This window comes from Lentzea sp. NPDC042327, assembly GCF_040647275.1.
In the GTDB taxonomy this organism is placed as follows: Bacteria; Actinomycetota; Actinomycetes; order Mycobacteriales; family Pseudonocardiaceae; genus Lentzea.
In genome coordinates this window covers 314,949-339,475 of sequence record NZ_JBEZBX010000006.1, presented here as the reverse complement: position 1 = coordinate 339,475, position 24,527 = coordinate 314,949, and the positions used below count along the sequence as shown (strand labels likewise).

Annotated in this window: 25 protein-coding genes; 16 read left to right on the top strand and 9 right to left on the bottom strand. The window is 69.8% G+C overall.

Annotation, left to right across the window (positions count from 1 at the left end; all coding sequences use genetic code 11):
- Positions 1–4 precede the first annotated feature (4 nt).
- Both AB0A63_RS18425 and AB0A63_RS18420 read right to left on the bottom strand, forming a co-directional pair.
- Entirely contained in the window at positions 5–436 is a 432-nt protein-coding gene (locus AB0A63_RS18425) for a cupin domain-containing protein (protein ID WP_360392340.1), read from the bottom strand.
- Positions 433–1,920 carry a GGDEF domain-containing protein gene (locus tag AB0A63_RS18420; RefSeq protein ID WP_360392337.1) on the bottom strand — a complete coding sequence of 496 codons (1,488 nt, stop codon included), beginning with the start codon at positions 1,918–1,920 and terminating at the stop codon, positions 433–435. The genes AB0A63_RS18425 and AB0A63_RS18420 overlap by 4 nt, the downstream gene beginning before the upstream one ends.
- A 175-nt stretch (positions 1,921–2,095) precedes the next feature.
- Between AB0A63_RS18420 and ruvC the strand changes: the two genes are divergently transcribed.
- From ruvC to AB0A63_RS18385, 7 genes are all read left to right on the top strand, one after another.
- Entirely contained in the window at positions 2,096–2,665 is a 570-nt protein-coding gene (ruvC, locus tag AB0A63_RS18415) for a crossover junction endodeoxyribonuclease RuvC (protein ID WP_360392335.1), read from the top strand.
- Positions 2,666–3,188: 523 nt separating this feature from the next.
- On the top strand, positions 3,189–3,773 hold the full coding sequence (ruvA, locus tag AB0A63_RS18410) for a Holliday junction branch migration protein RuvA (protein WP_360392332.1): 585 nt from the start codon (positions 3,189–3,191) through the stop codon (positions 3,771–3,773).
- Complete coding sequence (ruvB, locus tag AB0A63_RS18405) at positions 3,770–4,783, top strand: Holliday junction branch migration DNA helicase RuvB (protein WP_360392329.1); 1,014 nt, start codon at positions 3,770–3,772, stop codon at positions 4,781–4,783. Before ruvA ends, ruvB begins: the two co-directional genes overlap by 4 nt.
- A gap of 93 nt (positions 4,784–4,876) precedes the next feature.
- The gene (yajC, locus tag AB0A63_RS18400; protein WP_360392687.1) at positions 4,877–5,260 is read left to right on the top strand and encodes a preprotein translocase subunit YajC; all 384 of its coding nucleotides are present in this window, start codon (positions 4,877–4,879) and stop codon (positions 5,258–5,260) included.
- A 297-nt stretch (positions 5,261–5,557) separates the two neighbouring features.
- Positions 5,558–7,345 carry a protein translocase subunit SecD gene (gene secD / locus AB0A63_RS18395; protein ID WP_360392326.1) on the top strand — a complete coding sequence of 596 codons (1,788 nt, stop codon included), beginning with the start codon at positions 5,558–5,560 and terminating at the stop codon, positions 7,343–7,345.
- A 1-nt stretch (position 7,346) separates the two neighbouring features.
- Positions 7,347–8,513 carry a protein translocase subunit SecF gene (secF, locus tag AB0A63_RS18390; RefSeq protein WP_360392323.1) on the top strand — a complete coding sequence of 389 codons (1,167 nt, stop codon included), beginning with the start codon at positions 7,347–7,349 and terminating at the stop codon, positions 8,511–8,513.
- Entirely contained in the window at positions 8,510–9,028 is a 519-nt protein-coding gene (locus tag AB0A63_RS18385; protein ID WP_360392321.1) for an adenine phosphoribosyltransferase, read from the top strand. Before secF ends, AB0A63_RS18385 begins: the two co-directional genes overlap by 4 nt.
- Positions 9,029–9,086: 58 nt before the next feature.
- Here AB0A63_RS18385 and AB0A63_RS18380 read toward each other — a convergent pair whose 3' ends face one another.
- On the bottom strand, positions 9,087–9,377 hold the full coding sequence (locus AB0A63_RS18380) for a hypothetical protein (protein ID WP_360392319.1): 291 nt from the start codon (positions 9,375–9,377) through the stop codon (positions 9,087–9,089).
- Positions 9,378–9,550: 173 nt separating this feature from the next.
- On the opposite strand from AB0A63_RS18380, the gene AB0A63_RS18375 reads away from it, so the two are divergent.
- Positions 9,551–9,976 carry a Scr1 family TA system antitoxin-like transcriptional regulator gene (locus AB0A63_RS18375; protein ID WP_360392316.1) on the top strand — a complete coding sequence of 142 codons (426 nt, stop codon included), beginning with the start codon at positions 9,551–9,553 and terminating at the stop codon, positions 9,974–9,976.
- Positions 9,977–10,092: 116 nt separating this feature from the next.
- The gene (locus tag AB0A63_RS18370; RefSeq protein ID WP_360392313.1) at positions 10,093–12,384 is read left to right on the top strand and encodes a bifunctional (p)ppGpp synthetase/guanosine-3',5'-bis(diphosphate) 3'-pyrophosphohydrolase; all 2,292 of its coding nucleotides are present in this window, start codon (positions 10,093–10,095) and stop codon (positions 12,382–12,384) included.
- 154 nt (positions 12,385–12,538) lie between these two features.
- Here the strand turns inward: AB0A63_RS18370 and AB0A63_RS18365 are convergent, their stop codons facing one another.
- Positions 12,539–13,393 carry a peptidylprolyl isomerase gene (locus AB0A63_RS18365; RefSeq protein ID WP_360392310.1) on the bottom strand — a complete coding sequence of 285 codons (855 nt, stop codon included), beginning with the start codon at positions 13,391–13,393 and terminating at the stop codon, positions 12,539–12,541.
- A 114-nt stretch (positions 13,394–13,507) separates the two neighbouring features.
- Here AB0A63_RS18365 and AB0A63_RS18360 point away from each other — a divergent pair, with 114 nt between their 5' ends.
- Genes AB0A63_RS18360 through AB0A63_RS18350 form a run of 3 tightly spaced genes read left to right on the top strand, consistent with a single transcriptional unit; the run spans position 13,508 to position 16,082 of the window.
- Entirely contained in the window at positions 13,508–14,203 is a 696-nt protein-coding gene (locus tag AB0A63_RS18360; protein ID WP_360392307.1) for an MBL fold metallo-hydrolase, read from the top strand.
- The gene (hisS, locus tag AB0A63_RS18355; protein WP_360392684.1) at positions 14,200–15,456 is read left to right on the top strand and encodes a histidine--tRNA ligase; all 1,257 of its coding nucleotides are present in this window, start codon (positions 14,200–14,202) and stop codon (positions 15,454–15,456) included. The genes AB0A63_RS18360 and hisS overlap by 4 nt, the downstream gene beginning before the upstream one ends.
- Positions 15,453–16,082 (top strand): hypothetical protein, encoded by a 630-nt coding sequence (locus AB0A63_RS18350; protein WP_360392305.1) that lies wholly within the window; start codon positions 15,453–15,455, stop codon positions 16,080–16,082. Before hisS ends, AB0A63_RS18350 begins: the two co-directional genes overlap by 4 nt.
- A gap of 151 nt (positions 16,083–16,233) precedes the next feature.
- Here AB0A63_RS18350 and AB0A63_RS18345 read toward each other — a convergent pair whose 3' ends face one another.
- On the bottom strand, positions 16,234–17,070 hold the full coding sequence (locus AB0A63_RS18345; protein WP_360392303.1) for a fused MFS/spermidine synthase: 837 nt from the start codon (positions 17,068–17,070) through the stop codon (positions 16,234–16,236).
- A 45-nt stretch (positions 17,071–17,115) separates the two neighbouring features.
- Between AB0A63_RS18345 and AB0A63_RS18340 the strand changes: the two genes are divergently transcribed.
- The gene (locus AB0A63_RS18340; protein WP_360392301.1) at positions 17,116–17,469 is read left to right on the top strand and encodes a DUF1304 domain-containing protein; all 354 of its coding nucleotides are present in this window, start codon (positions 17,116–17,118) and stop codon (positions 17,467–17,469) included.
- Here AB0A63_RS18340 and AB0A63_RS18335 read toward each other — a convergent pair.
- The 3 genes from AB0A63_RS18335 to pnuC are packed head-to-tail and all read right to left on the bottom strand — an operon-like array spanning position 17,390 to position 20,398.
- On the bottom strand, positions 17,390–18,742 hold the full coding sequence (locus tag AB0A63_RS18335) for a YibE/F family protein (protein ID WP_360392298.1): 1,353 nt from the start codon (positions 18,740–18,742) through the stop codon (positions 17,390–17,392). The genes AB0A63_RS18340 and AB0A63_RS18335 overlap by 80 nt on opposite strands.
- A gap of 28 nt (positions 18,743–18,770) precedes the next feature.
- On the bottom strand, positions 18,771–19,832 hold the full coding sequence (locus AB0A63_RS18330; RefSeq protein ID WP_360392295.1) for an AAA family ATPase: 1,062 nt from the start codon (positions 19,830–19,832) through the stop codon (positions 18,771–18,773).
- Complete coding sequence (gene pnuC / locus AB0A63_RS18325) at positions 19,829–20,398, bottom strand: nicotinamide riboside transporter PnuC (RefSeq protein ID WP_360392293.1); 570 nt, start codon at positions 20,396–20,398, stop codon at positions 19,829–19,831. The genes AB0A63_RS18330 and pnuC overlap by 4 nt, the downstream gene beginning before the upstream one ends.
- A gap of 26 nt (positions 20,399–20,424) precedes the next feature.
- Here pnuC and AB0A63_RS18320 point away from each other — a divergent pair, with 26 nt between their 5' ends.
- On the top strand, positions 20,425–22,419 hold the full coding sequence (locus tag AB0A63_RS18320; protein WP_360392290.1) for an intein-containing Rv2578c family radical SAM protein: 1,995 nt from the start codon (positions 20,425–20,427) through the stop codon (positions 22,417–22,419).
- A gap of 184 nt (positions 22,420–22,603) precedes the next feature.
- Here the strand turns inward: AB0A63_RS18320 and AB0A63_RS18315 are convergent, their stop codons facing one another.
- The gene (locus tag AB0A63_RS18315) at positions 22,604–22,951 is read right to left on the bottom strand and encodes a nuclear transport factor 2 family protein (RefSeq protein ID WP_360392288.1); all 348 of its coding nucleotides are present in this window, start codon (positions 22,949–22,951) and stop codon (positions 22,604–22,606) included.
- Between the two features lie 261 nt (positions 22,952–23,212).
- Between AB0A63_RS18315 and AB0A63_RS18310 the strand changes: the two genes are divergently transcribed.
- Together AB0A63_RS18310 and AB0A63_RS18305 are read left to right on the top strand one after the other, a co-directional pair.
- Positions 23,213–23,794, top strand: coding sequence for a TetR family transcriptional regulator (locus AB0A63_RS18310; RefSeq protein WP_360392285.1), 582 nt, complete (start codon positions 23,213–23,215; stop codon positions 23,792–23,794).
- Positions 23,791–24,525 carry a TIGR03084 family metal-binding protein gene (locus AB0A63_RS18305; RefSeq protein ID WP_360392282.1) on the top strand — a complete coding sequence of 245 codons (735 nt, stop codon included), beginning with the start codon at positions 23,791–23,793 and terminating at the stop codon, positions 24,523–24,525. Before AB0A63_RS18310 ends, AB0A63_RS18305 begins: the two co-directional genes overlap by 4 nt.
- The last annotated feature ends 2 nt before the right edge of the window (positions 24,526–24,527 follow it).

The following is a 24,527-nucleotide window of genomic DNA, read 5'->3' as shown; positions in this document are numbered from 1 at the left end:
GATCTTAGAAGCGGCACAAGCCCCTGATCTCCGAAGCGTGAGACGGGTAACGCGCGCACAGGTCGTCCGCGTGGCCGAACGACACGATGTCGTCGGTGTACGGCGGCACGACCACCGTGCCGACCAGCGACCACTCGCCGGCGGGCGCGCTGCCCTGCCACACGCCCGCGGGCACCACGACCTGCGGGTTCGACTCCGACAGCAACGGCTGCGACACGGTGCCGTCGGGGTGCAGCAGCAGCATCCGCAACGGAGACCCGGCGTGGAAGCTGTAGATTTCCACGTGCTCCAGCACGTGCATCCCCGAGAAGTCCGGCCGTCGCAACAGGTACGCGATGGCAGACACCTCCTCCGAGCGGTGCGTCTGCGCGAAGTGGCCGCCCTCGACCGGCAGCTCCTGCATGCCGAGGTCCTCGATCAACTGCTCTGGGGTCACGTCATCTCCGGAAGAGGGGCGCCGTGCACGACGACCATGCCCTTGCCGAGCCGCTTCGCCGTGTACATCGCGGCGTCCGCGGCTCCGAGCACGTCGTCGGCGGTCACCGAGGGGTCGTGGGAACGCCGTTGTGCCACACCGATGCTGGCACGCACCCGGTGGACGCGGCCGTGCACCTCGTGCGGGTGGGTCAGCGCCGCGAGCAGCCGTTCACCGAGCTCCTCCGGGTCGCCGCCGTCGACCAGCACGCCGAACTCGTCGCCGCCGAGCCGCGCCACCGTGTCCTCCGGCCGCACGCTGTGCTCCAGCCGCGCCGCGACGTTGCGCAGCACGACATCGCCCTCGGCGTGGCCGTAGTTGTCGTTGACCGACTTGAACCCGTCGACGTCGATGAACAGCAGGATCAACGGCGTCGACCGGTCGCGCACGGCCAACGCGCGTTCCAATCGCTCACGGAACAGCGAACGGTTCGCAACACCGGTCAACGGGTCGTGCGACGCCTCGTGCCGCAGCTGCTCTCTGCTGAGCCGAAGCTGGTCCATCAGCCTGACGTTGTCCATCATCGTCAACAGCTGCCGCACGATCACGAGGCACACGACCGCGAGCCCGACGTAGATCTCGACCGGGTTGAGCCGCCCGCCGGTCGCGGTGTTCCACAGCACGAAGAGCCCGGTGACCGCCAGCGGCAGGTACGGCACCAGCAGGTGCAGCATGTCGGCCATCCGGATGCGGCCGGGCGTCGCCGGGGCGTCGCGCGCCGGTGCCAGCGCGCTCAGGAAGAACAGCGCCGGGCACAACATGAACCCGATGTCCGCCGACGCCGGGATCGCCGTGATGCCCTTCGAGATGTGGAACGCGAAGACCCACCCCGACGACGACTGCGCGACACCGGCCAACGCCACGAACACCATCGACCACTGCCGCACGGACTGATGGGTCCACGACATCACCACGATCGTCACGAGCAGCACGAGGTACGCGGCCGGATGCGCGACCACCGTGATGAACCCCGGCCCCTGCTGCGCCCACGGCCGGGTCAGCGACTCCAGCGCCGACACCCACGTCAGCACGAACAGCGACCCGATCACGATCAACCCGTCGAGCACCACGACCGTGCGGCTGCGGTAGTTCGGCAGCAGGTCATCGGCCCGTCGCGCGGCATGTGCCCGTGTGATCACCGCGGCCAGGCACAACACCGGCACCATCGTGAACCCCAACGGCGCGATGGTGGACGTCGGCAGCTGCACACCCAGGATCTGCTGACCCCAGATCCACGCCGACAACCCCACCGTGAGACTGGTCATCGCCGCCGTCATCCAACGGTTTCCCGCACGCGCGTAGGCCAGCAACGCCGCCACGGCGAACATGAGCTGCACGACCTTGTCGATCGCGACACCGATGTCGCGCGGCGCGGTCAGCGCGGCGAGGACGGTGACCGCCATGAAGGTGCCGACGCACCCCGCGACGAGCCAGAACCGCTTCACCGGCAACCCCCGTGATCAGAAACCTGACCACCGTAGTAACGCGGCGTGCGCTTGTCGAACCGTGTCGGTGCACGTCCCCCCGCCGCGCACCGGATATGGTTCGAACGAGTGTTCGTCAAAGTGTTTCGTCCGGGTCGGTCGTTCGTCCGGGTCGGTCGGCGGGAGTGGGGCTGTCGTGCGGGTGTTCGGGGTCGACCCCGGTCTGACCAGGTGCGGCCTCGGCGTCGTGGACGGCGGACCCGGCCGGACCGTGCGTGCCGTGGCCGTCGACGTCCTGCGCACTCCCGTGGACGCCCCTCTGGCCGTGCGCCTCCACGAGCTGTACACCGGCGTGTGCGAATGGATGGACCGCCACGAACCCAACGTCGTCGCCATCGAACGCGTCTTCGCCCAGCACAACGTCAGCACCGCCATGGGCGTCGCGCAGGCGTCGGGCGTCATCGCCCTGGCCGCGGCCCAGCGGAACCTGCCCGTCGAGTTCCACACGCCGTCAGAGGTGAAGGCTGCCGTGACCGGCTCCGGCCGCGCCGACAAGGCCCAGGTCACGCTCATGATCACCAAACTGCTCGGCCTGAAGGTCGCCCCCAAACCCGCCGACGCCGCCGACGCGCTCGCCATCGCCATCTGCCACCACTGGCGCGCGCCGATGCGCTCGCGCATGGAGGAAGCGCAGGCGAAAGCCGCCGAACTGGCCCGCGTGCACAAGGCCCGGCTGGCCGAAGCCGCCCGCCGGGGCGGTTCGTGACCCCGCGCACCGCACGTCGAACCCCGCTCTTCCGCCCGTTCGAGACGCACGCGGGGCCCTTCCGTGCACTCACATCGCACGCGGGGCGCTTTCGTGCACTGCAAGTGCACGCGGGGAGCTTTCGTGCACTCCCGTCGTATGCGCGGCGCTTTCGTGCGCTCCGGTGTCACGCGGGAGTCCCGTGTTCCCCACCGGGGCACGCGGGAGTCCCGCGTTCCCTGTCGGAGCACATGGGAGCCCGGCGTTCGTCTTTCACGCACGCGGGGAGCTTTCGTGCACTGCAACCGCACGCGGGGAGCTTTAGTGCGCTGGGAGTGCGCGCGGGGAGCTTTCGTGCGGTTGTGCCGAGTGCGGCGCGGCGGCGCGCATCGGGGCCGGTTGACCGACCCGGCACGGCGAGGCGGATCATGATGGCTTCAGCGCGCACCGAAACTGTCGGTGCCGGCTGGAAGAATGAAAGCAAGGGGTCCCCCTTGCGAGGGGACGCCTGCGCGAGCGTGCAGGCCGCGATCGGAGGACACAGGTGATCTCGTCACTGCGCGGCCAGGTGCAGCACGTCGGCCTCGACCACGCCGTCGTCGAGGTGGGCGGCGTCGGGTTCGCCGTCCAGGCCACCCCCACGACGCTCGCCACGCTGCGCCGCGGTGAGGAGGCGAGCCTCGCGACGACCCTCGTGGTCCGCGAGGACAGCCTCACCCTGTTCGGGTTCGCCGACGCCGAGGCCCGCGAGCTGTTCACGCTGCTGCAGACGGTCAGCGGCATCGGGCCGCGGCTCGCGCTCGCCACGCTGGCGGTGCTGGAGCCGGACAAGCTGCGCCACGCGATCGCCGAGGGCAACATCATGGTCCTGACCCAGGTGCCCGGCATCGGCAAGAAGGGCGCCGAGCGGCTCATCATCGAGCTGCGCGACAAGGTCGGCCAGCTGCCCAGCGCCGCCGCGCCCGCTCAGCACAACCAGACCCGCGACCACGTCGTCGAGGCGCTGCTCGGGCTCGGCTTCCCGGCCAAGTCGGCGGAGGCGACCGTCGACAAGGTCCTCGCCGACAACCCCGACCAGTCCACCAGCGCAGTCCTGCGCCGCGCGCTCTCCACGCTGGGGCGCAAGTGACCGACGACGAGCTCAGCCCCTACGCCGTCCCCGCCGAGCGCGACCTCGAGACGAGCCTGCGGCCCAGCGACCTCAGCGAGTTCGTCGGCCAGCACCGGGTCCGCGAGCAGCTCGAACTGGTCCTGCACGGCGCCATGCGCCGCGGCACCGCACCCGACCACGTGCTGCTCAGCGGACCCCCCGGGCTCGGCAAGACCAGCCTCGCCATGATCATCGCCAAGGAGCTGGGCAGCCAGATCCGCATCACCAGCGGCCCCGCGCTCGAACGGGCCGGCGACCTCGCCGCCATGCTCAGCAACCTCGTCGAGGGCGACGTCCTGTTCATCGACGAGATCCACCGCATGGCCCGCCCCGCCGAGGAGATGCTCTACCTCGCGATGGAGGACTTCCGCGTCGACGTGGTCGTCGGCAAGGGCCCCGGCGCCACCAGCATCCCGCTCGACATCGCCCCGTTCACGCTGGTCGGGGCCACCACCCGGTCCGGGGCGCTGACCGGGCCGCTGCGCGACCGGTTCGGCTTCACCGCCCACATGGAGTTCTACCACCCCGACGACCTCGACCAGATCGTGAAGCGCAGCGCCAAGATCCTCGGCGTCGACCTGCACGACGACGGCGCCAGGGAGATCGCCGGCCGCTCCAGGGGCACGCCCCGCATCGCCAACCGGCTGCTGCGCCGCGTCCGCGACTTCGCCGAGGTCAGGGCGGACGGCCGGGTCACGGAGGAGATCGCCAAGCAGGCCCTGGAGGTCTACGACGTCGACCACCTCGGCCTCGACCGGCTCGACCGGGCCGTGCTGAACGCGCTGGTCAGGAGCTTCGGCGGGGGACCGGTCGGGGTGTCCACGCTCGCGGTCGCCGTGGGGGAGGAGCCGACCACGGTGGAAGAGGTGTGCGAACCGTATTTGGTGCGGGCTGGCATGCTGGCCCGGACACCGCGCGGACGAGTGGCGACGCCCGCCGCGTGGCAACACCTGGGGCTGGAGCCGCCCGCCGGAGATCAACTGTGGTGACCTGGCACAATCGGTGAGAGCACCTGGACATATCGGACGTGCGAGAAGGCATGTCCACCTGATCGGAGAATGATGGGCAACCTTTCGTCTTTGATGTTCCCGTTGCTGCTGGTGCTGCTGGCCGTGCCGCTGTTCCTCAGCGCGCGCAAGCAGAAGCGCGCGATGGCCGAGCAGCAGAAGCTGCAGAACGAGCTCCAGCCGGGCGACAAGGTCATGACGACGTCGGGTCTCTACGGCACCGTCGCCGACTCGAGCCACGACACCACCATCGACATCGAGATCTCCGAGGGTGTCGTCACCCGGTGGCTGCGCGCCGCGATCCGCGAGAAGGTCGTCGACGTCGAGGAGACCGCGGTCGTCGACACGGCGGACGACGAGCAGGTCATCGAGCCGGCCACCACGGCGACCACCGCGCCGACCACGGCCCCGGCCGCCGCTCAGGTCGCCGAGCCGCTCGACCACAACGCCAAGAAGTAGTTCAGGCGTTCAGACGCGCAACGTCCGTGCCCGGTCGCCGAGACCGCGCACGGACGCGGCGGTCAGCCGTGTCCCCAGGACGAATTCGGGCGCAGGCGCTCAGCGGGAATAACCCCCAGCTTGCCCCCCGGTCCGCAATTGTGTCAGTCTCCGCTCAGCGGCGTCAACGAAGCACTGGTGACGGTGCTGGCAAGTGTGAACGGCGCAAACCGGTGCCGGGGAGTGACGCGCAGCTCACAACCCGCAGGGTAATCTGCGCCTCCGCTGAGACATGTCAACTGAGGAGACGGACGGACCGTGGCACCTCCGGCCGGGCAAATTCGCCCCGCGAAGTATCTGGCGAGTTTCGCCGTCGTCGTCGTCGCGCTTTACGCCCTTGTGTTCTTCACGGGCAACGGCTCCGCCAAACCGAAGCTCGGCATCGACCTGCAGGGCGGCACGATCGTCACGCTGACAGCGCGTCAGGAAGACGGCGCGCAGCCCAGCGAGGAAGCGCTGAACCGCGCGCGTGACCTCATCGAGGTGCGCGTCAACGGTCTGGGCGTCTCCGGCGCCGAGGTCGTCCGCGACGGCAACAACCTGACGATCACCGTGCCCGGCGCGGACAGCGAGGGCGCGAAGGGTCTGGGCCAGACCGCCCGCCTCGCGTTCCGCAAGGTCGTCGGCCAGCCGATCCCGGCGGGCACCGCGATGCCGTCCGAGACGTCCGCTCCGCCGTCGGGCAGCAACGCCCCGGCCACCAGCACGCCCGCGCCCCCGAGCGCGTCAGCGGGCCAGCCGTCGTCGAGCAACGCGCCGCAGGGCCGTCCCGCTCCGAACCTGGCAGCGCAGCCGTCGAGCGCGCCGCCGTCGGCCGGCACCCCGCCGTCCTCGTCGGCTCCCGGCAGCTCGCAGCCGTCCGTGCCGGGCAACGTGGACCCGAAGATCGCCAAGGAGATCCAGGAGGCCAAGGCGCTGCGCCAGAGCAGCGACCAGCAGACCCTCCAGCAGGCCGCGCTCCTGCTCGACTGCTCCAAGGCCGACCCGCTGCGCGGCAACGACGACCTGGACAAGCCGCTCGTCACCTGTGACGAGGCCGGCGAGTTCAAGTACATCCTCGCGCCGGTGCACCCGGCCGCCGGCGACACCACGGTCAAGCCGGACGACTACACCACGTACTCGCGCCTGTCCGGCGAGGACATCAGCAACGCCGCCGCGAACGCGAACCCGAACGGCACCGGCTACGTCGTCAACCTCGACTTCAAGAGCGAGGGCGGCGACAAGTGGTCGAAGTTCACCGCCGCGAACGTGCAGCAGGCCGTCGCCGTCGTCCTCGACGGTGAGGTCATGTCCGCGCCGACCATCCAGGCGGCCATCTCCGGCGGTTCGACCGAGATCAGCGGCAAGTTCACGCTGAAGCAGGCGCAGTCGCTCGCCGACACCCTGAAGTACGGCGCGCTGCCGCTGTCGTTCGACTCCTCCGAGGCGCAGACGATCTCGCCGACGCTCGGCCTGCAGTCGCTCAAGGCCGGTCTCATCGCGGGCGGCATCGGCCTCGCGCTGGTCTTCGTCTACTGCATGTTCTACTACCGCCTCCTGGGCATCCTGACGATCCTGTCGCTGGCGCTGTCCGGTGTGATCGTCTACGGCGTGCTGGTGCTGCTCGGCCGCTGGATCGGGTTCACCCTCGACCTCGCCGGCATCGCCGGGTTCATCGTCGCCATCGGCATCACCGCGGACTCGTTCATCGTCTTCTTCGAACGCCTGAAGGACGAGGTGCGCGAGGGCCGGTCGTTCCGCTCGGCCGTCCCGCGCGCCTGGGTCCGCTCCCGCCGCACGATCCTGTCGGCCGACGCGGTCAGCTTCATCGCCGCCGCCGTGCTGTACGTGATCGCCGTCGGCCAGGTGAAGGGCTTCGCGTTCACCCTGGGCATGTCGACGGTCCTCGACCTCGTGGTCGTGTTCCTCGTGACGCACCCGCTGGTCGCGATCGCCTCGAAGTCCAAGTTCCTGTCCAACCCGAGCCTGTCCGGCCTGGGCGGTGCCGCCCGCGAGGGCGCGTCGCACCGCGCCGGGTCCGGCAAGACCGCCGTGAAGGAGGCCTGACATGGGCAACGTGTTCACGCGCCTCTACGTCGGCAACGGCGCTTTCGACATCGTCGGCAAGCGCGTCCGCTGGTACATCACGTCGGCCATCATCCTGCTGGTCTGCATCGGCTCGATGGTGTTCAACGGCTTCAACCTGGGCATCGACTTCCTCGGTGGCACCAAGATCTCGATGCCGTCGATCTCCCAGTCCGGCCAGACGATCACGACGACCACCGTCGAGGACGTGTTCGCGAAGGCACTGCCGGGCAAGAAGCCGAACGCCGTGCAGGCCGTCGGCACCGGCGACAGCGCGACCATCCAGGTCAAGTCGCCCGCGCTGAACGTGCAGGAGGTCTCGGCGCTCAAGTCGGCGCTGGCCACCGACACCAGCCCGCGCGGCGGCCCGTCGGCGATCTCCGACAGCGCCGTCTCCGCGTCCTGGGGCGGTGAGATCAGCGGCAAGGCGCTGTGGGCGCTGTTCTGGTTCTTCGTGGTGGTGACGCTGTTCCTGGCGTTCTACTTCGAATGGCGGATGGCGGTCGCGGCGCTCGTCGCGGTGTTCCACGACGTCGTCATCACCGCGGGCGTGTACTCGCTGATCGGCTTCGAGGTGACGCCGGCGACGATCGTCGGTCTGCTCACGATCCTCGGCTTCTCCCTGTACGACACGGTCGTCGTGTTCGACAAGGTCAAGGAGAACACCCGCGGCCTGCTGGGCCTGACCCGCCGCACCTACGCCGAGGCAGCGAACCTGGCGCTCAACCAGACGCTGATGCGTTCGATCAACACCTCGCTGATCGCGCTGCTGCCGGTCATCGGCCTGCTGGTCGTCGGCGTCGGCATCCTGGGCGTCGGCACCCTGCAGGACCTCGCGCTGGTGCAGCTCGTCGGCATGTTCATCGGCGCCCTGTCGTCGATCTTCATCGCCACCCCGGTCCTCGTGGACCTGAAGCTGCGCGACCCGAAGTACGTGGCGCAGGCCAAGCGCGTGACCGCTCGTCGCGCCAAGGCCGCGTCGGTCGGTGTGGCGCCCGACGCCGAGGGCATCGAGTCGGCCGACGAGGAGTCCCTCGCCGCCGACCTGCGCAAGGAAGAGGCGATGGCCGCCGCCGCGTCGGTTCCGCACCGCACCGCCAAGGTCGCCGACACCCGTCGCGGCCGCCCGACCGGAAAGCGCCAGCGTTGAAGCTAGATCGTGCACTGGGACTGCTGCGTGAGGTCCCGGACTTCCCCCGGCCGGGGGTCGTCTTCCGGGACTTCACGCCCGTCCTCGCCGACCCGGACGCCCTGCGCGCCGTGGTCGACGCCCTGCAGGACAAGATCGACGACAGCACTCAGGTGATCGCCGCCATCGAGTCGCGCGGCTTCCTCCTGGGCGCCGCGCTCGGGTACGGCTGGCGCTACGGCGTCGTGCCGCTGCGCAAGCCCGGCAAGCTCCCCGCCGTCGCCGACCGCGTGTCGTACGCGCTGGAGTACGGCGAAGCGTCGCTGGAACTGCCCGCGGACGCCATCCAGCCCGGTCAGCGCGTGGTGGTCGTGGACGACGTCCTCGCCACCGGAGGCACCGCGGAGGCCGCCTGCACGCTCGTGGAGCGCGCCGGCGGCATCGTGACGGGTGTGTCGGTGGTCCTGGAGATCCCGGCCCTGGGTGGCCGCTCCAGGCTGGCGGGCCGCGAAGTGAGCGCCCTGCTCGCCGTCTGAGCTCTCGTGCCGAGGGCCCGGTGACCGTCGGTCACCGGGCCCTTTCACGTTGCGCGGATCAGGCGAGCGGCTTGCCCGGCCCCGGCGGCGACACGAACCACGCCCCGGTCGTGACCAGCACCAGCGCCACCAGCGCGGCCGGCGCCGTCACCACCGCGTACTCCCACACCGCGTGCCTGCGCGTCGACCGCCGCAGCAACGACCAGCTCGCCACCGTCGCCAGCACCCACGCCGTGCCCGTGCCGAGCAGGGCGCGCTGGTCGAAGTGGCCGACCTCCTGCAGGGCCCCGTACGCCATGGCGAGCAACCAGACGACGTTCATCGCACCGCACCACAGGAAAGTCCTCACCGGACCATTTTCACCCTTACGAGCAAGTCCGTGGAGGGCCTGCAATCCGTACTTTCCCCAGACATGGCTGCGCTTACCTCCACCGCTTGCAGCAGAGACCTCGGTGACGAGCTGCGCCGGCTGCGCGAGCACTCATGGAGGACCAGTACCTGCAGGCGCTCTTCAACACGCACGTGCTGCGGATCGTGCCGATCTCGGCGGGCGTGACCCTGGCGATGCGGTCGGCGCGCACGCTGTTCAGCTTCGCCAAGGCAGACCCCGTGGTCTACACCGAGAACGAGGTTGCGATGGTGTTCTCGCAGAACCCTGCCGTCGTGAGAGAGGGCAAGAGGTTCTTCGCGTGGCTGAGACGCACGCTTTGGATGCGGAACAATCGCGGAACATGCTGGCGAAGTACGTCAGCGGACCGCGAGAGGACGCTGATGACTTCCGGACGGAGTTGGCGTAAGAGCACCCACAGCGGCGGCCAGGACGGCGACGAGTGCGTCGAGGTTTCGCTCGCCGACGATGTCCTCGTGCGCGACTCGAAGAACGCGAACGGTGACCGGCTCGTGTTCACGATCCACGCCTGGCGCGCCTTCCTGGCCCGCGTCGCCTGATCGGCCCAGCGGAAGTTTCCCGAGCGTTCACCGTGTGAGCTGTGCCGCTCAGCGCGCCACCGGAAGTTCTGTCAGCGCGAACGCGTTATCCTCGGTACTCGCGAGACCCGAGGAGCGTGGGGTTGAGTCAAGACACCGAACCCGCTGCGACGGTTGTTCAACCGTCGGCTACCCGGCGTGTGCGCGCCCGCCTGGCGCGGCGCATCACCGCCCAACGTGCGGCCCCGGTGAAGCAGGTCCTCGAACCTCTCGCCGCCGTGCACCGTGACCTCCATCCCAAGGCCGACCTGGCGCTTCTGCAGCACGCGTACGACGTCGCCGAGGAGAAGCACCGCCCGCAGCGCCGCAAGTCCGGCGACCCGTACATCACGCACCCGCTCGCCGTGGCGACGATCCTCGCCGAGCTGGGCATGGACACCACGACGCTGGTGGCCGCGCTGCTGCACGACACGGTGGAAGACACCGACTACTCGCTCAACCAGCTGAAAGAGGACTTCGGCGAGGAGGTCGCCCGGCTGGTCGACGGCGTCACGAAGCTCGACAAGGTCAAGCTGGGGGCAGCGGCCGAAGCGGAGACGATCCGCAAGATGGTGATCGCGATGGCGAAGGACCCGCGGGTCCTGGTCATCAAGCTCGCCGACCGGCTGCACAACATGCGCACCATGCGGTTCCTGCCGCCGGAGAAGCAGGCCCGCAAGGCCCGCGAGACCCTCGAGGTGCTCGCGCCGCTGGCCCACCGGCTGGGCATGGCGACCGTGAAGTGGGAGCTGGAGGACCTCGCGTTCGCGATCCTGCAGCCGAAGAAGTACGACGAGATCGTGCGGCTGGTCGCCAAGCGCGCGCCGAGTCGCGACACGTACCTGCGGACCGTCGTCGCGGAGCTCAACGGGCAGCTCGACACGGCGCGGATCGTCGCGAAGGTCGAGGGCCGGCCCAAGCACTACTACTCGATCAACCAGAAGATGATCGTCCGCGGCCGCGACTTCGACGACATCCACGACCTGGTGGGCGTGCGCATCCTGGTCGACGAGGTGCGCGACTGCTACGCCGCCATGGGTGTCGTGCACGCCGCGTGGCAGCCGATGCCCGGCCGGTTCAAGGACTACATCGCGCAGCCGCGGTTCGGCGTCTACCAGTCGCTGCACACGACCGTCATCGGTCCCGACGGCAAGCCCCTCGAAGTGCAGATCCGCACGCACGAGATGCACCAGCGCGCCGAGTACGGCATCGCGGCGCACTGGCGGTACAAGGAGACCAAGGGCACGCACAACGGCAAGTCCGTCGAGATCGACGAGATGGCCTGGATGCGCCAGCTCCTCGACTGGCAGCGGGAGGCCGCCGACCCCGGCGAGTTCCTCGAAGGGCTGCGCTGGGACCTCGCCGCCCGCGAGATCTTCGTGTTCACCCCCAAGGGGGACGTGCAGACGCTGCCGGTCGGGTCCTGCCCGGTCGACTTCGCCTACGCCGTCCACACCGAGGTGGGCCACCGCTGCATCGGCGCCCGCGTGAACGGCCGCCTCGTCGCACTGGAGCGCAAGCTCGAGAACGGCGAGGTCGTCGAGATCTTCACGTCCAAGGCCGAGGGAGCGGGCCCGTCGCGCGACTGGCTGAGCTTCGTGGCCTCCCCGCGGGCCAAGGCGAAGATCAAGCAGTGGTTCGCCAAGGAGCGCAAGGAAGAGGCGATCGAGCAGGGCAAGGAGGCGATCACCAAGGAGGTGCGCCGCGTCGGCCTGCCGATCCAGCGGCTCGTCTCCGTCGACTCCATGCAGGCCCTGGCCAAGGAGCTGCACTACCCGGACATGAGCGCGCTGTACGCGGCGGTGGGGGAGGGCCACACCTCGGCCCGCCACGTCGTGCAACGGCTCGTCGCGCAGCTCGGCGGTGTCGAGCACGCCGAGGAGGAGCTCGCCGACCGCGCCACCCCGTCCACGGTCACCCGCCGCCGCCCCACCGGCGACGCCGGTGTGATCGTCAAGGACGCGGGCGACGTGTGGGTGAAGCTCGCCCGCTGCTGCACCCCGGTGCCCGGCGACGACATCCTCGGGTTCGTCACGCGCGGCGGTGGCGTGTCCGTGCACCGGACCGACTGCACGAACGCCGACGAGCTGCTGAAGTCGCCGGAACGGCTGCTGGACGTCGAGTGGGCCCCGTCGGCCTCGTCGGTGTTCCTGGTGGCCATCCAGGTCGAGGCGCTCGACCGGCACCGGTTGCTCTCCGACGTCACGAAGGTGCTCGCGGACGAGCGGGTGAACATCCTGTCGGCGTCGGTCACCACGTCACGCGACCGGGTGGCGGTCAGCCGGTTCTCGTTCGAGATGGGCGACCCGAAGCACCTCGGGCACGTCCTGAAGGCCGTCCGCAGCGTGGAGGGCGTCTACGACGTCTACCGCGTCACGTCGGCGTCCTGATCCTGACCACCGGGAGCCCGTGAAATCGGGCGTCAGCGAAACGACAGCGGCACCTGAGATCGTTGCACCACGGGGAAGACGCAGAAGCCCCCGGCCGAATCGGCCGGGGGCTTCTGCGTGTGAAGAGTTAGTGCGCGAAATGCACCTGAGCGGACTAGTTCGCGACCGTCGCCGACTTGATGTCGACCGGCGTCTTCGGCTTGCCGTCGCCCTGGCCGGGGGTCTGCGAGACCGTACCGGTCTTCGCGACCTCGTCGATCTTCTTCAGCGACTCCTCGTCGACCGTGCCGAAGATCGTGTACTTCGCCTGCAGGTTCGAACCGTCGCCGTAGACGATGAAGAACTGCGAACCGTTGGTGTCCGGGCCCGCGTTCGCCATGGCCAGCACGCCGCGGCCGTAGGTCATCTCCGGGTAGACCTCGTCCTTGAACGTGTACCCGGGGCCGCCCGTGCCGGTACCGGCCGGGTCACCGCACTGCAGCACCTGGATGCCGGTCACCACGAGCCGGTGGCAGGTGGTGTTGTCGAAGTACTTCTGCTTCGCCAGGGTCACGAAGTTGTTCACCGTGCACGGCGCCATCGACCGGTCCAGGTTGAACTTCAGGTCGCCGATCGACGTGCCCAGCGTGACGCCGACGGTGCCGGTGGCGGGCTGCTCGCCGTTCGCCGGGATCGTGTTCTCCTTGGCCGCCGGCTCGGTGCCCTTGGTGTACTCGCAGCTCACCTTCTCCGGCAGCGGGGTGGGGCGCTTCGGGACGGCGTGCAGCGCGGTGGGGATGTTCTCCGCCTTGTCCACCGACTCCTGCTGCGGGGTCTCCGACGCCTCCGCGTCACCGTTGCCGAAGTCGTGCGTGGAGAGGAACCACACGCCGGCTCCGACGAGCGCAACAACGACGACCGTCGAGATGACGGCGATGATGCGACGCTTCTTGGCCCGCTCCTGGCGGTACACCATCTGACGCTCAAGCTTGCGCTTGGCGTTCGCGCGTCGCTGCTCGTTGGTGGGCACGTGCTCCCTCCCCAGGGACTCATGCGAATAGGGCGGTCGGCTCGGGAGTCTAGGGCCTGGGCATATGACCTTTGTGTAGTGGTTACGCTGTCGGGGACTAGGGAGGTCATTCTCGTGCTCGTGATCGGGTTCCCGACCGGTGCGCTCCAGGCGAACTGCTACGTCCTGGCGACCGGTGAGGGTGAGCCCTGCGTGATCATCGATCCCGGTCAGGACGCGGTCGAGCCGATCGAGCAGGCACTGCGCGAGCACCGGCTCGCACCGGTCGCCGTGCTGCTCACGCACGGTCACTTCGACCACACGTTCTCCGTGACGCCGGTCTGCGACGGCAACGACGTCCCGGCCTACATCCACCCGGACGACGTCGCCATGCTCTCCGACCCGCTGAAGGGCATCAGCCGCGAGTCGGCCGCGTTCTTCGGCGGCAACCTGGAGATGCGCGAACCCTCCGAGGTGCGCACCCTCGACGACGGAGCCGAGCTCGACCTGGCCGGGCTGAAGATCACCGTCGACCACACCCCTGGCCATACCGGCGGGTCGGTGATGTTCCGGTCCGGCGCGCAGGAGGGCGGTCGCCTCGTGATCTCGGGTGACACGCTCTTCGCCGGCTCCATCGGACGCACCGACCTGCCTGGCGGCAACCACTCCCGCATGCTGTCGTCCCTGCAGGACAAGGTCCTGACCTTGCCCGACGACACGGTGGTGCTGCCCGGCCACGGACCGACGACGACCATTGGCCGCGAGCGCGCGACGAACCCCTACCTGGTTCAGCTGCGAGACGCTCCGGCCGCCCCGCACCGAGGACTCTGAGACACGTGTTTTCCGCTCCCAAAGGCGTTCCCGACTACATCCCGCCGACGTCCGCCGCGTTCACGCACGTCCGGTCGACGCTCACCCGCGCGGCCGAGCTCGCGGGCTACGGCTACGTCGAGCTGCCCGTCTTCGAGGACACCGCGCTGTTCGCGCGCGGCGTCGGCGAGTCGACCGACGTGGTCACGAAGGAGATGTACACCTTCACCGACCGCGGCGACCGCTCCATCACGCTGCGCCCCGAGGGCACCGCGGGCGTGATGCGGGCCGTGATCGAGCACAGCCTCGACCGCGGCCCGCTGCCGGTGAAGCTCTACTACGCGGGCCAGTTCTTCCGCGCCGAAGCTCCGCAGGCAGGCCGGTACCGGCAGTTCCACCAGGTCGGCATCGAGGCGGTCGGCGTGGACGACCCGGCGCTCGACGCCGAGGTCATCGCCGTCGGCGACGCGGGCTTCCGCGCGCTCGGCCTCACCGGCTACCGGCTGGAGCTGACGTCGCTGGGCGACGCGCACTGCCGCCCGGCGTACCGCGAGCTGCTGCAGCGGTTCCTGGCGACGCTGCCGCTGGACGAACCGACCCGTCAGCGGGCCGAGCTGAACCCGCTGCGCGTGCTCGACGACAAGCGGCCGGAGGTGCGCGCCCTGGTCGCCGAGGCACCGCTGATGGTGGACCACCTGTGCGACGCGTGCCGTGAGCACTACGAGCTCGTGAAGGGCTACCTGACCGAGCTGGGCGTGAAGTTCGTCGAGAACCCGCGCATGGTCCGCGGCCTCGACTACTACACGAAGACGACGTTCGAGTTCGTGCACGACGGGCTGGGCGCGCAGTCGGGCATCGGCGGCGGTGGCCGCTACGACGGCCTGATGGCGCAGCTCGGTGGTCAGGAGCTCTCCGGCGTCGGCTTCGGCCTGGGCGTCGACCGGGCGCTGCTGGCGGCGCAGGCCGAGGGCGTGCTGCCGGAGCTCAGCCGCGTCGACGTGATCGGCGTTCCGCTGGGCGAGCCCGCGCGGGCCCGCCTGGTCGCGGTCGCCGGTGAGCTGCGCGCAGCCGGCATCCGCACGGACCTCGTCTACGGCGGCAAGTCGATGAAGGCGGGGTTCAAGGCCGCCGACAGGTCCGGTGCGCGGCTCGCGCTCGTGCTGGGCGAACGCGACCTGGAGGCGGGCACCATCGGCGTGAAGACGCTGGCGACGGGCGAGCAGGTGTCCGTGGCGCTGACCGACGTGGTCGAGGCGGTGCGGACCGCCCTGTGAGCGCCGACGACAAGCTCTCCCTGGACCTGCTCGACAAGGTGACCGTCCGCAAACGCGCCCGCATGGTCGCGATCGGCGGTTTCATGGTGGCGCTGGCCTTCGGCGCGATCGTCGGTTTCATCGGCGGTCGCTGGGCCGGCGTGATCACGTTCCTGGTCGTGTCGCTGCCGGTCGTGCTGCTGGCCATGTCCGAGGCCCGCCGCACGGTGTGGCTGGAGGGCAGCTCGGTGCACGTCCGTGCGTTCGGCACCCGCACCGTCGACCTGACCACCGCCGACGGGCTCGACCTGCTGGTCACCGACCTGCGCGGCGCCCGCACCGTCGGCCTGTTCGTGCGCGGCGGCAAGAAGGCGATCAACGTCGCCCTGTCGATGTACTCCGGTGTCGGCGGCCGTGAGCTGGGCATCTACCAGCTGCGGCGGCTCGCGGACACGCTGGCGGGCCGCGGCGACACCCCGGGGCTGGTGTTCTCGGAGCTGCTGGTCGCCCAGCTGCGCGCTGAAGCCCGTGGGGTGGCGCCGGCCGACCGGCCGCTGTACCGGCTCGGGTCGCTCGCCCCGGCGGGGCGGATGGCGCAGAAGCTGCACCCGGACGCCGTGTCGAAGTTCGTGACCTCGCTCGACTAGCCCCGTTGCCGCCGCCTTGTTCGTCGCACGCGGGGCCCTTTCGTGCGCTTCTGGTGCACGAAAGCTCCCCGCGTGCGTTGAAGTGAGGCTGGTGGGGCTCCTGTGGGTGAGCGGTTGCTTGGCGGACCGCTTCACGGCAGGGCTGGAAGGGTCAGGTGCCCCAGAGGCCGGACGGCGGCGCTGGTGACAGCGTCGCCGTCGCGTCTGTCGTCACGGGTGCGCCGCCGATGAACTTCGTCAGCCCCGTCCCGTGCTCCACCCGGCCCTGGAACGGGTCGCTCGCCGTCGCACGGGTCAGCTGCTGCATCGGCAGACCGGTGTGCGACGCGAAGATCACGAAGTTCCCGAACCGCCGGCCCCGGAACACACCCGGTTCGGCGAGCACGCAGACATGTTCGAACACCGCGCGCACGGTCGCGCACTGCGCCCGTGCGAACTGCAGGCCGTTGCCGTCACCGATGTTCGCCGCGTAGACGCCGTCATCGGCCAGCGCCGCCGACGCCTGCCGCACGTACTCGACCGACGTCAGGTGCGCCGGTGTGCGCGCCCCCGCGAAGCAGTCCGACACGATCAGGTCGAACGAACCGGGCCGGGACCGGGCCAGCACCGCCCGCGCGTCCCCCGTGGTGATCTTCACCCGCGGCGGTGGCGGCAGCTCGCGGCGGATGAACGCGATCAGGCCCGCGTCGATCTCCGCGACCTGCTGGGTCGAGCGCGGCACCGTCGCCGCGACGTAGCGGGCGAGCGTGAGGGCGCCACCACCGAGGTGCAGCACGCGGGCGGGTGCGATGAGGTCGACCACGTGGCCCAGCCGGCGGACGTACTCGAACTCCAGGTACGTCGGGTCGTCGAGGTCCACATGGGACTGCGGAGTTCCGTTGACGCGCAACGTCCACGAGCTCCGGCTCCCCACCTCGGGCACCAGCTCGGCCACTCCGGAGTCGATCGACTCGGTGATCGCTTCTGCCTCGGGCCGCTGTCTTCCCACTGCTCTATCCTCTCACCGGGCATGCCGCTCCAGAGGAGGACGTAAGTGCAGGTTATCGCGAACATCTTGATGGCCCTCGTGGCGCTGATCCACATCTACATCGTGGTGCTGGAGATGTTCCTCTGGACAACACCGCGCGGCCGCAAGGCCTTCGGTCTCACGCCGGAGTTCGCCGAGGCGTCGAAGTCGCTCGCGGCGAACCAGGGCCTCTACAACGGCTTCCTGGCCGCCGGTCTCATCTACGCGCTCGTCCGGCAGGACTTCGGCGCGTCCGTGCTGTTCACCGTGTTCGTGATCGTCGCCGGCGTCTACGGCACGTTCACGGCGAGCCGGAAGATCTTCTTCGTGCAGGTGGTACCGGGCGTTCTGACGCTGCTCTTCGTGCTGCTCGCCCACTAGGGCGCACCCACGGCCCCTTGTCGGGGTCGTAGCCGTAGAGGTCGCCCTCGATCCGGGCGCGCGCGGGCCGCACCGCTCGTTCCGGAGCCGGTTCCGTCGCGGGCTTCGCGCGCTTCACAGGCTCGGGTTCGGGTTCCGGCTCGGGTTCGGGGTCCGGGGCCGCGGCGGGGGCGACCTCCTGGCGCACCGCGACGAGCGCGGCCAGCGCCGTCGTCACCGGCACCGCCGCGACCAGGCCGATGCTGCCGACGAGCGTCCGCACGATCTCCTGGGCGATCTGCTGCGCCGTGAGGATCTCGCCCATCGACCGCCCAGCCAGCGAGATCGCGAGCAGCAATGGCAGCGCCGCACCCGCGTAGGCCATGACGAGCGTGTTCACGACCGACGACATGTGGTCGCGGCCGATCCGCGACCCGGCGGCGAACAGCTCGCGCCAGGTCAGCCGGTCGTTGGCACGCCGCAGCTCCCACACCGCGCTGGTCTGCGTCACGGTCACGTCGTCGAGCACGCCCAGCGCGCCGATGATCGTGCCCGCGAGCAGCAGCCCGCGCGTGTCGATGTCGGTGCCCAGCACCGTGACGAGGTTGATCGTGTCCTCGTCGAGGCCGGTCAGCTGCGCCGCCCACGAGAACACCGCGCCCAGCACGCCGATCAGCACCAGGCTCACGAGCGTGCCGAGGACCGCCGTGGACGTTCTCGCGGAGACGCCGTGCGACAGGTACAGCACCACGAACATGATCAGCCCGGCGCCGACGACCGCCACCATCAGCGGGTTCTCGCCTGCCAGGATCGCCGGCAGCACGAACAGCACCAGCACCACAAAGCTCAGCAGCAGCGCACCGAGCGCCGCGAGCCCCTTCCACCGGCCCAGCAGCAGCACGGCGGCCGCGAACAGCACCGCCAGCAGCACGAGCGACCAGCCGCGCTGGAAGTCGACGATCTGGTACGACTCCGCCGCCTGCGGCCGACTGCCCGAATAGGACAGCACCACCTCGTCGCCGGTCTGGTAGCGCGGCGCACCCGCCCCGCGCAGGTTCGGGATCGTGACGCTCTGCCCGCTCGCGTCCCCGTCGGACATCCGCACGGTCACCGCGGTGCAGTTCTCCCCGCACACGCCGTCCTGCACGCCCGTGACGACCGCGTCCACCGGCTTCTGGTGCAGGCCGATCTGCGCGCCGGTGCGCTGTTCGTGCCCGAACGGGTAGAGCAGCAGGGCGCCGACCGCGGTCGCCAGCACCAACGGCACCAGCAGCCACGTCAGCAACGTCCGCACGCGCCGCGAGGCCGGTTCCGCTGAATGACTATGCCCGTGACCGTGACCCACGCGTGACATCCTGCCGCATCAGCCGTTCGACCACCGTGACGGCCGTGGCGAACCGGTCCTCGGTCACCTTCAGCCACTCGACGCCGCGCTGCGCCAGCTCGCGTTCGAACACGCCCGTCATCCACTCCCGCAGGTGCTCGCCGTCGCGCCAGCCGTCTTGTTCGAACGGAACACCGACGTGGTCGGTCAGCAGGTACAGGTGCGGCCGGGCGCCCTGGTGGACCTCCGGCCGGAAACCGAGGTAGCGCTCTCCCCAGACGGTCGCGGCGAACGCGTCGTTGTCCGCGATCACCAGCGGCGCCGTCTCGGCCCGGATGCGGCGTTCCTGCTCGCGCGCCACGTCGTCGAAGTCGCCCAGCGTCCACACCAGGTCGTCCACAGTGGCCGCAGGGTTGAACGCCCGTGCGGCGCTGAGCTTGTGCTCGGTGTGCTCGCGGCCGTACTCGGGCACCCAGGGCGCCCCGAAGTGCTCGGCCAGCTGCCTCGACAGGGTGGTCGTGCCGGTGCTCTCCGCGCCCAGGACGACGACGCGGCGGGCCAGGCCGCGCTGGGTGGCGGGGGAGAGGTGGTGCCAGTTGCCGAGCGGGTCCGCGCGCACCGCGGTGCCCGACACGGCGTGCGTGGTGCGGTCGAGGTCCACCAGGACGTGCTCGGCACCGAGCCGGCGCGCCAGCTCCTCGCCGTACTTCTCGCTGGAGAACACGACGTCGACCGGAGCCCCGCCGGGTTCCCCGTCGGCGATGGCGCGTCTGGCCAGCACCGCCTTGGCGAGCTCGACGTGCAGCGACCAGACGTGGTCGTCGTCGAAGTCCATGGGGTGGTCGTCCAGGTCGCCGACAACGCGTACACCGTCGGTATACCGGTGGCGTTCGGTCATCCACTCCACCCGGTGTGCGAGCGGTATGGCCTCTGTGGACGCCGCGAGCACCGTGACCGTGGTGCGCTCGCTGCGGGCCGCCGCCGTCTCGACCAGGTGGTGGTGGCCGTTGTGCGGTGGGTAGAACTTGCCCAGCACGAGCGCGTGGCGGAACTCCTTCACGCGGGCACCTCGCTCTTCAGGTCCTTCGACCAGCTCCGCAACCCCAGCACGCACAGCACCATGAACCCCACGTACAACACCGCCGTCAGGTACAGCTCCTTGTACGCGTACAGCGGCACGTAGACGACGTCGGCCGCGATCCACAGCCACCAGCTCTCGACCTTCTTGCGCGCCTGCCCCCAGGTGGCGAGCAACGACAGGACGGTCGTGACGGCGTCCCAGAACGGCACCGTCGACTGCGTGAAACTGATGAGAACCCAGTGCAGCAGAGCGGTTCCTGCGACTCCTGTGACTGCGAGGGCGATCCACTGGTTCATGGTCGTGCGGCTGACTTCCAACGTGCTGTGCCGCTCCCCGCCGCGCACCCACGCCCACCACCCGTAGACCGCCAGCGCCATGAAGACGACCTGCAGCCCGGAGTCCGCGTAGAGCCCGCTTCCCCAGAACAGCACCAAGAACGCGATGTTGTTGGCGATCCCGATGGGCCAGTTCCACGGGTTCTGGCGGGCGACCAGCCACACGCACAGTGCTCCGGTGACGAAGCCTGCAACCTCAATGGGTGACACGTGCTCTCCTTGACCGCTGTTCGAACATGTGTTCGAATCGAGGTGTGCGATGGGACGGGCAGAAACTCGAGGCAGAGCCGCAACAGGCACTACCGGGGCTACCGGGACTGGTGCGCAGCGTACGAACTCCTGAGTTCGCGGACGTGGTGTTCCACGAGGTCCGCGCCAAATCCGTGCTGAACGGGATACCGGGTTCGTCGTTGCCCTTCTCGTGGACCGTCAACCCGTACCGGGGGTGTTCGCACGCTTGCACCTACTGCATGGCCGGTGACACGCCGATCCTCATGGCGGACGGGCGCACCAGGCCGTTGTCCGAGCTGCGCGAGGGCGACCAGATCTACGGCACCGAGCTCGTCGGCAACTACCGGCGCTACAAGCTCACGACCGTGCTGGCGCACTGGGAGACCGAGAAGGTCGCGTACCGCCTGACGCTGGAGGACGGCACGTCGGTCGTCGCCTCGGGCGACCACCGGTTCCTGACCGACCGCGGCTGGAAGCACGTGACCGGCGAGACCGCCGGCACCGGGCGCCGCCCGCACCTCACCACCGGCAACAAGCTCATGGGCACGGGGGCCTTCGTCGAGCAGCCCACCGTGACCGACGACTACCGCCGCGGCTACCTGCGCGGCATGGTCGAGGACGAGCACGAGTTCCGCATCCCCCTGGCCGACATCGAGGCCATGGACCGCACCCGCGAGTACCTCGACTACTTCGGTGTGCGAGAAGGGAGGGGATTTCTGCACCAGGTGCGCGAACTAGCGCACTGGCAGATAGCGCCGAACCCCGACTGGCTCAAGGGATTCCTCGCGGGTGCGTTCGACTACCTCGGCACCTGCTCGCGCAGCATCTTGCGCATGTCCACCCGCAACGCCACCGTCGTCGAGGCGATCTGCCTGGCGCTCAAGCACTTCCACTTCGACTTCGCGATCGAGGAGCTGCGCCGCCGCCGCGGCGTGCGGGTCGTGCGCCTGCGCGGCGGCCTGCGCGAGAACCTGCGGTTCTTCCACCTCGTCGACCCGGCGATCACCCGCAAGCGCGACATCGACGGCGTCGCGATCAAGTCGCAGCAACCACTCGGCGTCGTGGCCGTCGAGGAGCTCGGCGAGATGCCGCTCTACGACATCACCACCGGCACCGGTGACTTCATCGCCAACGGCGTCGTGTCGCACAACTGCTTCGCCCGCAAGACGCACTCCTACCTCGACCTAGACAGCGGCACCGACTTCGACAGCCAGCTGGTCGTGAAGGTCAACGCCCCCGAGGTGCTGTCCCGGCAGCTGCGGTCCCCGAAGTGGAAGCAGGAGCACGTCGCACTGGGCACCAACACCGACCCGTACCAGCGCGCGGAGGGCCGGTACGCCTTGATGCCAGGGATCATCGAGGCGCTGACCGCGTCCCGCACGCCCTTCTCGATCCTGACGAAGGGCACCCTCCTGGCCCGCGACCTCCCCCTGCTGGTCGCGGCATCGGAGGTGGTGCCGGTCGGCATCGGCGTGTCGCTCGCGTTGCTGGACCGCGACCTGCACCGGTCCCTCGAACCCGGCACGCCGACGCCGGCCGCGCGCCTCGACCTCGTGCGCAAGGTGCGGGAGGCCGGGCTGCCGTGCGGTGTGTTCGTGGCCCCGGTGCTGCCGGAGCTGACGGACTCGGTGGAACAGCTGGACTTCCTGCTGGAGCAGATCGCCGACGCCGGCGCCACCGGCGTGACCGTGCTGCCGCTGCACCTGCGTCCGGGCGCTCGCGAGTGGTTCGCGGCCTGGTTGCGGCGCGAACACCCGGACCTGATCGAGACGTACCGGCACCTGTACGGCAACGGGTCCTATGTGGACCGCGGCTACCGCAGGCGGCTGACCGCGCGCGTGACGCCGTTGATCGAGAAGCACGGCCTGGCGCCCCGCGGTCGTGCCGCGGACGCCGTCACCGGGGTGCCCGGTGACGACGACGGCGTGTGGCCCGACGGCAGCCTGCCGGTGGGTGTGCCGGTGCCGCGCGTGGACCAGGACCAGCTCACCCTGCTCTGATCCTGTTTTGACCTCTGTTTGACAGCTTTGTGGACGCACCCTCTTCCCCAGGGTGGTCCTCTCCTCGCTCCGGCTCAGGCCGGCTCGACCGTTCGGACGCCCCAAGGTTCCCGCAGATGTACTGCGTGGCGGGCGCCGATGTCGCCCGCCACGCCGTTCCCCCGACCGTTGCTCCGGCCGGTGGCTAGGCCCACCCGCCCTGGACCATGGTCTGGAACTTCCACTCGTCGCCGACCTTCACCAGCAGGTCGCCGTACCGCACCACGGCCCCGTTGATCGTGCCGTCGGTGATCACGAACACCAGGTTGTCGTTGATGAAGTGCGGCGTCCTGGTCGACTCCATCTGCACCTCACCGCCCCCGACCTGCGCGCCCATCTCCTGGATGAACCGCTCGCGGTCCCACGTCACCGCGGACCCGTCGGTGACCGTGTTGATGGGGAACAGGGCCATGTCGGCCATCTTCTCGACCTCACCCGCGACGGCGAGCGCGTCCCACCGCGTGAACCAGTCCTGCACCTCTTCGTACGACATACCGTACATTGTACGGACTGTTTCCGCGTTCGTCGAACGCCTCGCATTTCCGCTGCTCATGTGTGGTCTCGTCACTCCGACGGGTGAAGCTTGTCCGGATTCACGCCTGCGCCCGTCTTCTTCATGTCCGGATCTGCTCCCCGCCCTCCCCCGCAAGGAGGAAACGCGGGTGGGGGCGGCAGTTGTGGAAGAACGGAGGTGGGGTGAGGACATTTACAAGCAGGCTTGACTGTTTGTTTGTGGCCCGGAACACTCGGACCCGTGGAGACGAGGCAGCGGCAAGCCGACCGCACCCGCGAGACCAAGCGGAAGCTGATGGAGGCCACCGTCGAGTGCCTGGTCGAGCACGGCTGGTCCGGCACCACGACCACGGTGGTCGCCGAACGCGCCGGCGTGTCCCGCGGCGCCCAGCTGCACCACTTCCGCACCCGCGGCGAGCTGGTGGCGGCGGCGGTCGAGCACGTGGGCGCGGAAAGCGTCGAGGCGCTGAAGAGCCGGGCGGCCGTCGCCGAGAAGAGCACGCACGCGGTGGTGGAGCTGATCGCGGACTTCCACGCGAGCGACCTGTTCACCGCGGCCCTCGAACTGTGGGTGGCCGCGCGAACGGACCCCGAGCTGCGCGAGCAGGTGCTCCAGCTGCAGGCGCGGCTGGGCCGCGAGGTCTACGGCCTGGCACTGGAACTGCTCGACGCCGACGACACCAAGCCGGGCGTGAAGGACGCCGTGCAGGCAACCCTGGACCTGGTCCGCGGCCTGGCACTGGCGAACCAGCTCGGCGACGACACCAAACGGCGTGCCCACGTCGTGCGGTACTGGGCGAGGATGCTGGAGGAGCAGCTGTGATCACGGAACTGCTGGCCGACCTCGACGCCGAGTCGCGTGAGCTCGACGAGCTCGTGACGAGGCACGCAGACTGGACCACGCCGACACCGGCCGAGGGCTGGACCGTCGGCCACCAGATCGGCCATCTCATGTGGACGGACAAGGCCGCGGTCCTCGCGATCACGGACCCGGAGGCGTTCCAGGCGCAACCCCTGACCCCGGACATCGTCGACCGCACCGCGGCCGAGGCGGCGGCCCTGCCGGACCTGCTGGACCTGTGGCGCGACAGCCGCCGCGCACTGCGGGAGCACCTCGCCGCAGCCGGCGGCAAGATCGTGTGGTTCGGCCCGCCGATGAGCCCCGCCTCGATGGCGACCGCGCGGATCATGGAGACCTGGGCGCACGGCCAGGACGTGTTCGACGGCCTGGGCGTCACCCGCGAACCGACCGCGCGCATCCGGCACGTCTGCCACATCGGCGTGCGCACCATGGGCTTCGCCTTCCTGCTCAACGGCAAGGCCACCCCCGAGCAGGAGGTGCGCGTCGAGCTCGAAGGGCCGGGCGGCGAGGTGTGGACGTGGGGCCCGCAGGACGCGGAGAACCGGATCACGGGGCCGGCGCTGGACTTCGCGTTCCTGGTGACGCAGCGGCGCAACCGCGAGCAGCTGAAGATCGAGGCCGTCGGGCCGGTGGCGCAGGAGTGGGTGCCGATCGCGCAGGCGTTCGCCGGGCCGCCCGGAGGCGGGCGGTGAGC

What these genes read in the sequence shown, in the direction of transcription:
- secF (WP_360392323.1), top strand. Translation starts at nt 7,347, where the DNA reads ATGGGCAACGTGTTCACGCGCCTCTACGTCGGCAACGGCGCTTTCGAC.
- yajC (WP_360392687.1), top strand. Translation starts at nt 4,877, where the DNA reads ATGTTCCCGTTGCTGCTGGTGCTGCTGGCCGTGCCGCTGTTCCTCAGC.
- AB0A63_RS18315 (WP_360392288.1), bottom strand. Translation starts at nt 22,951, where the DNA reads ATGTCGTACGAAGAGGTGCAGGACTGGTTCACGCGGTGGGACGCGCTC.
- AB0A63_RS18320 (WP_360392290.1), top strand. Translation starts at nt 20,425, where the DNA reads ATGTGTTCGAATCGAGGTGTGCGATGGGACGGGCAGAAACTCGAGGCA.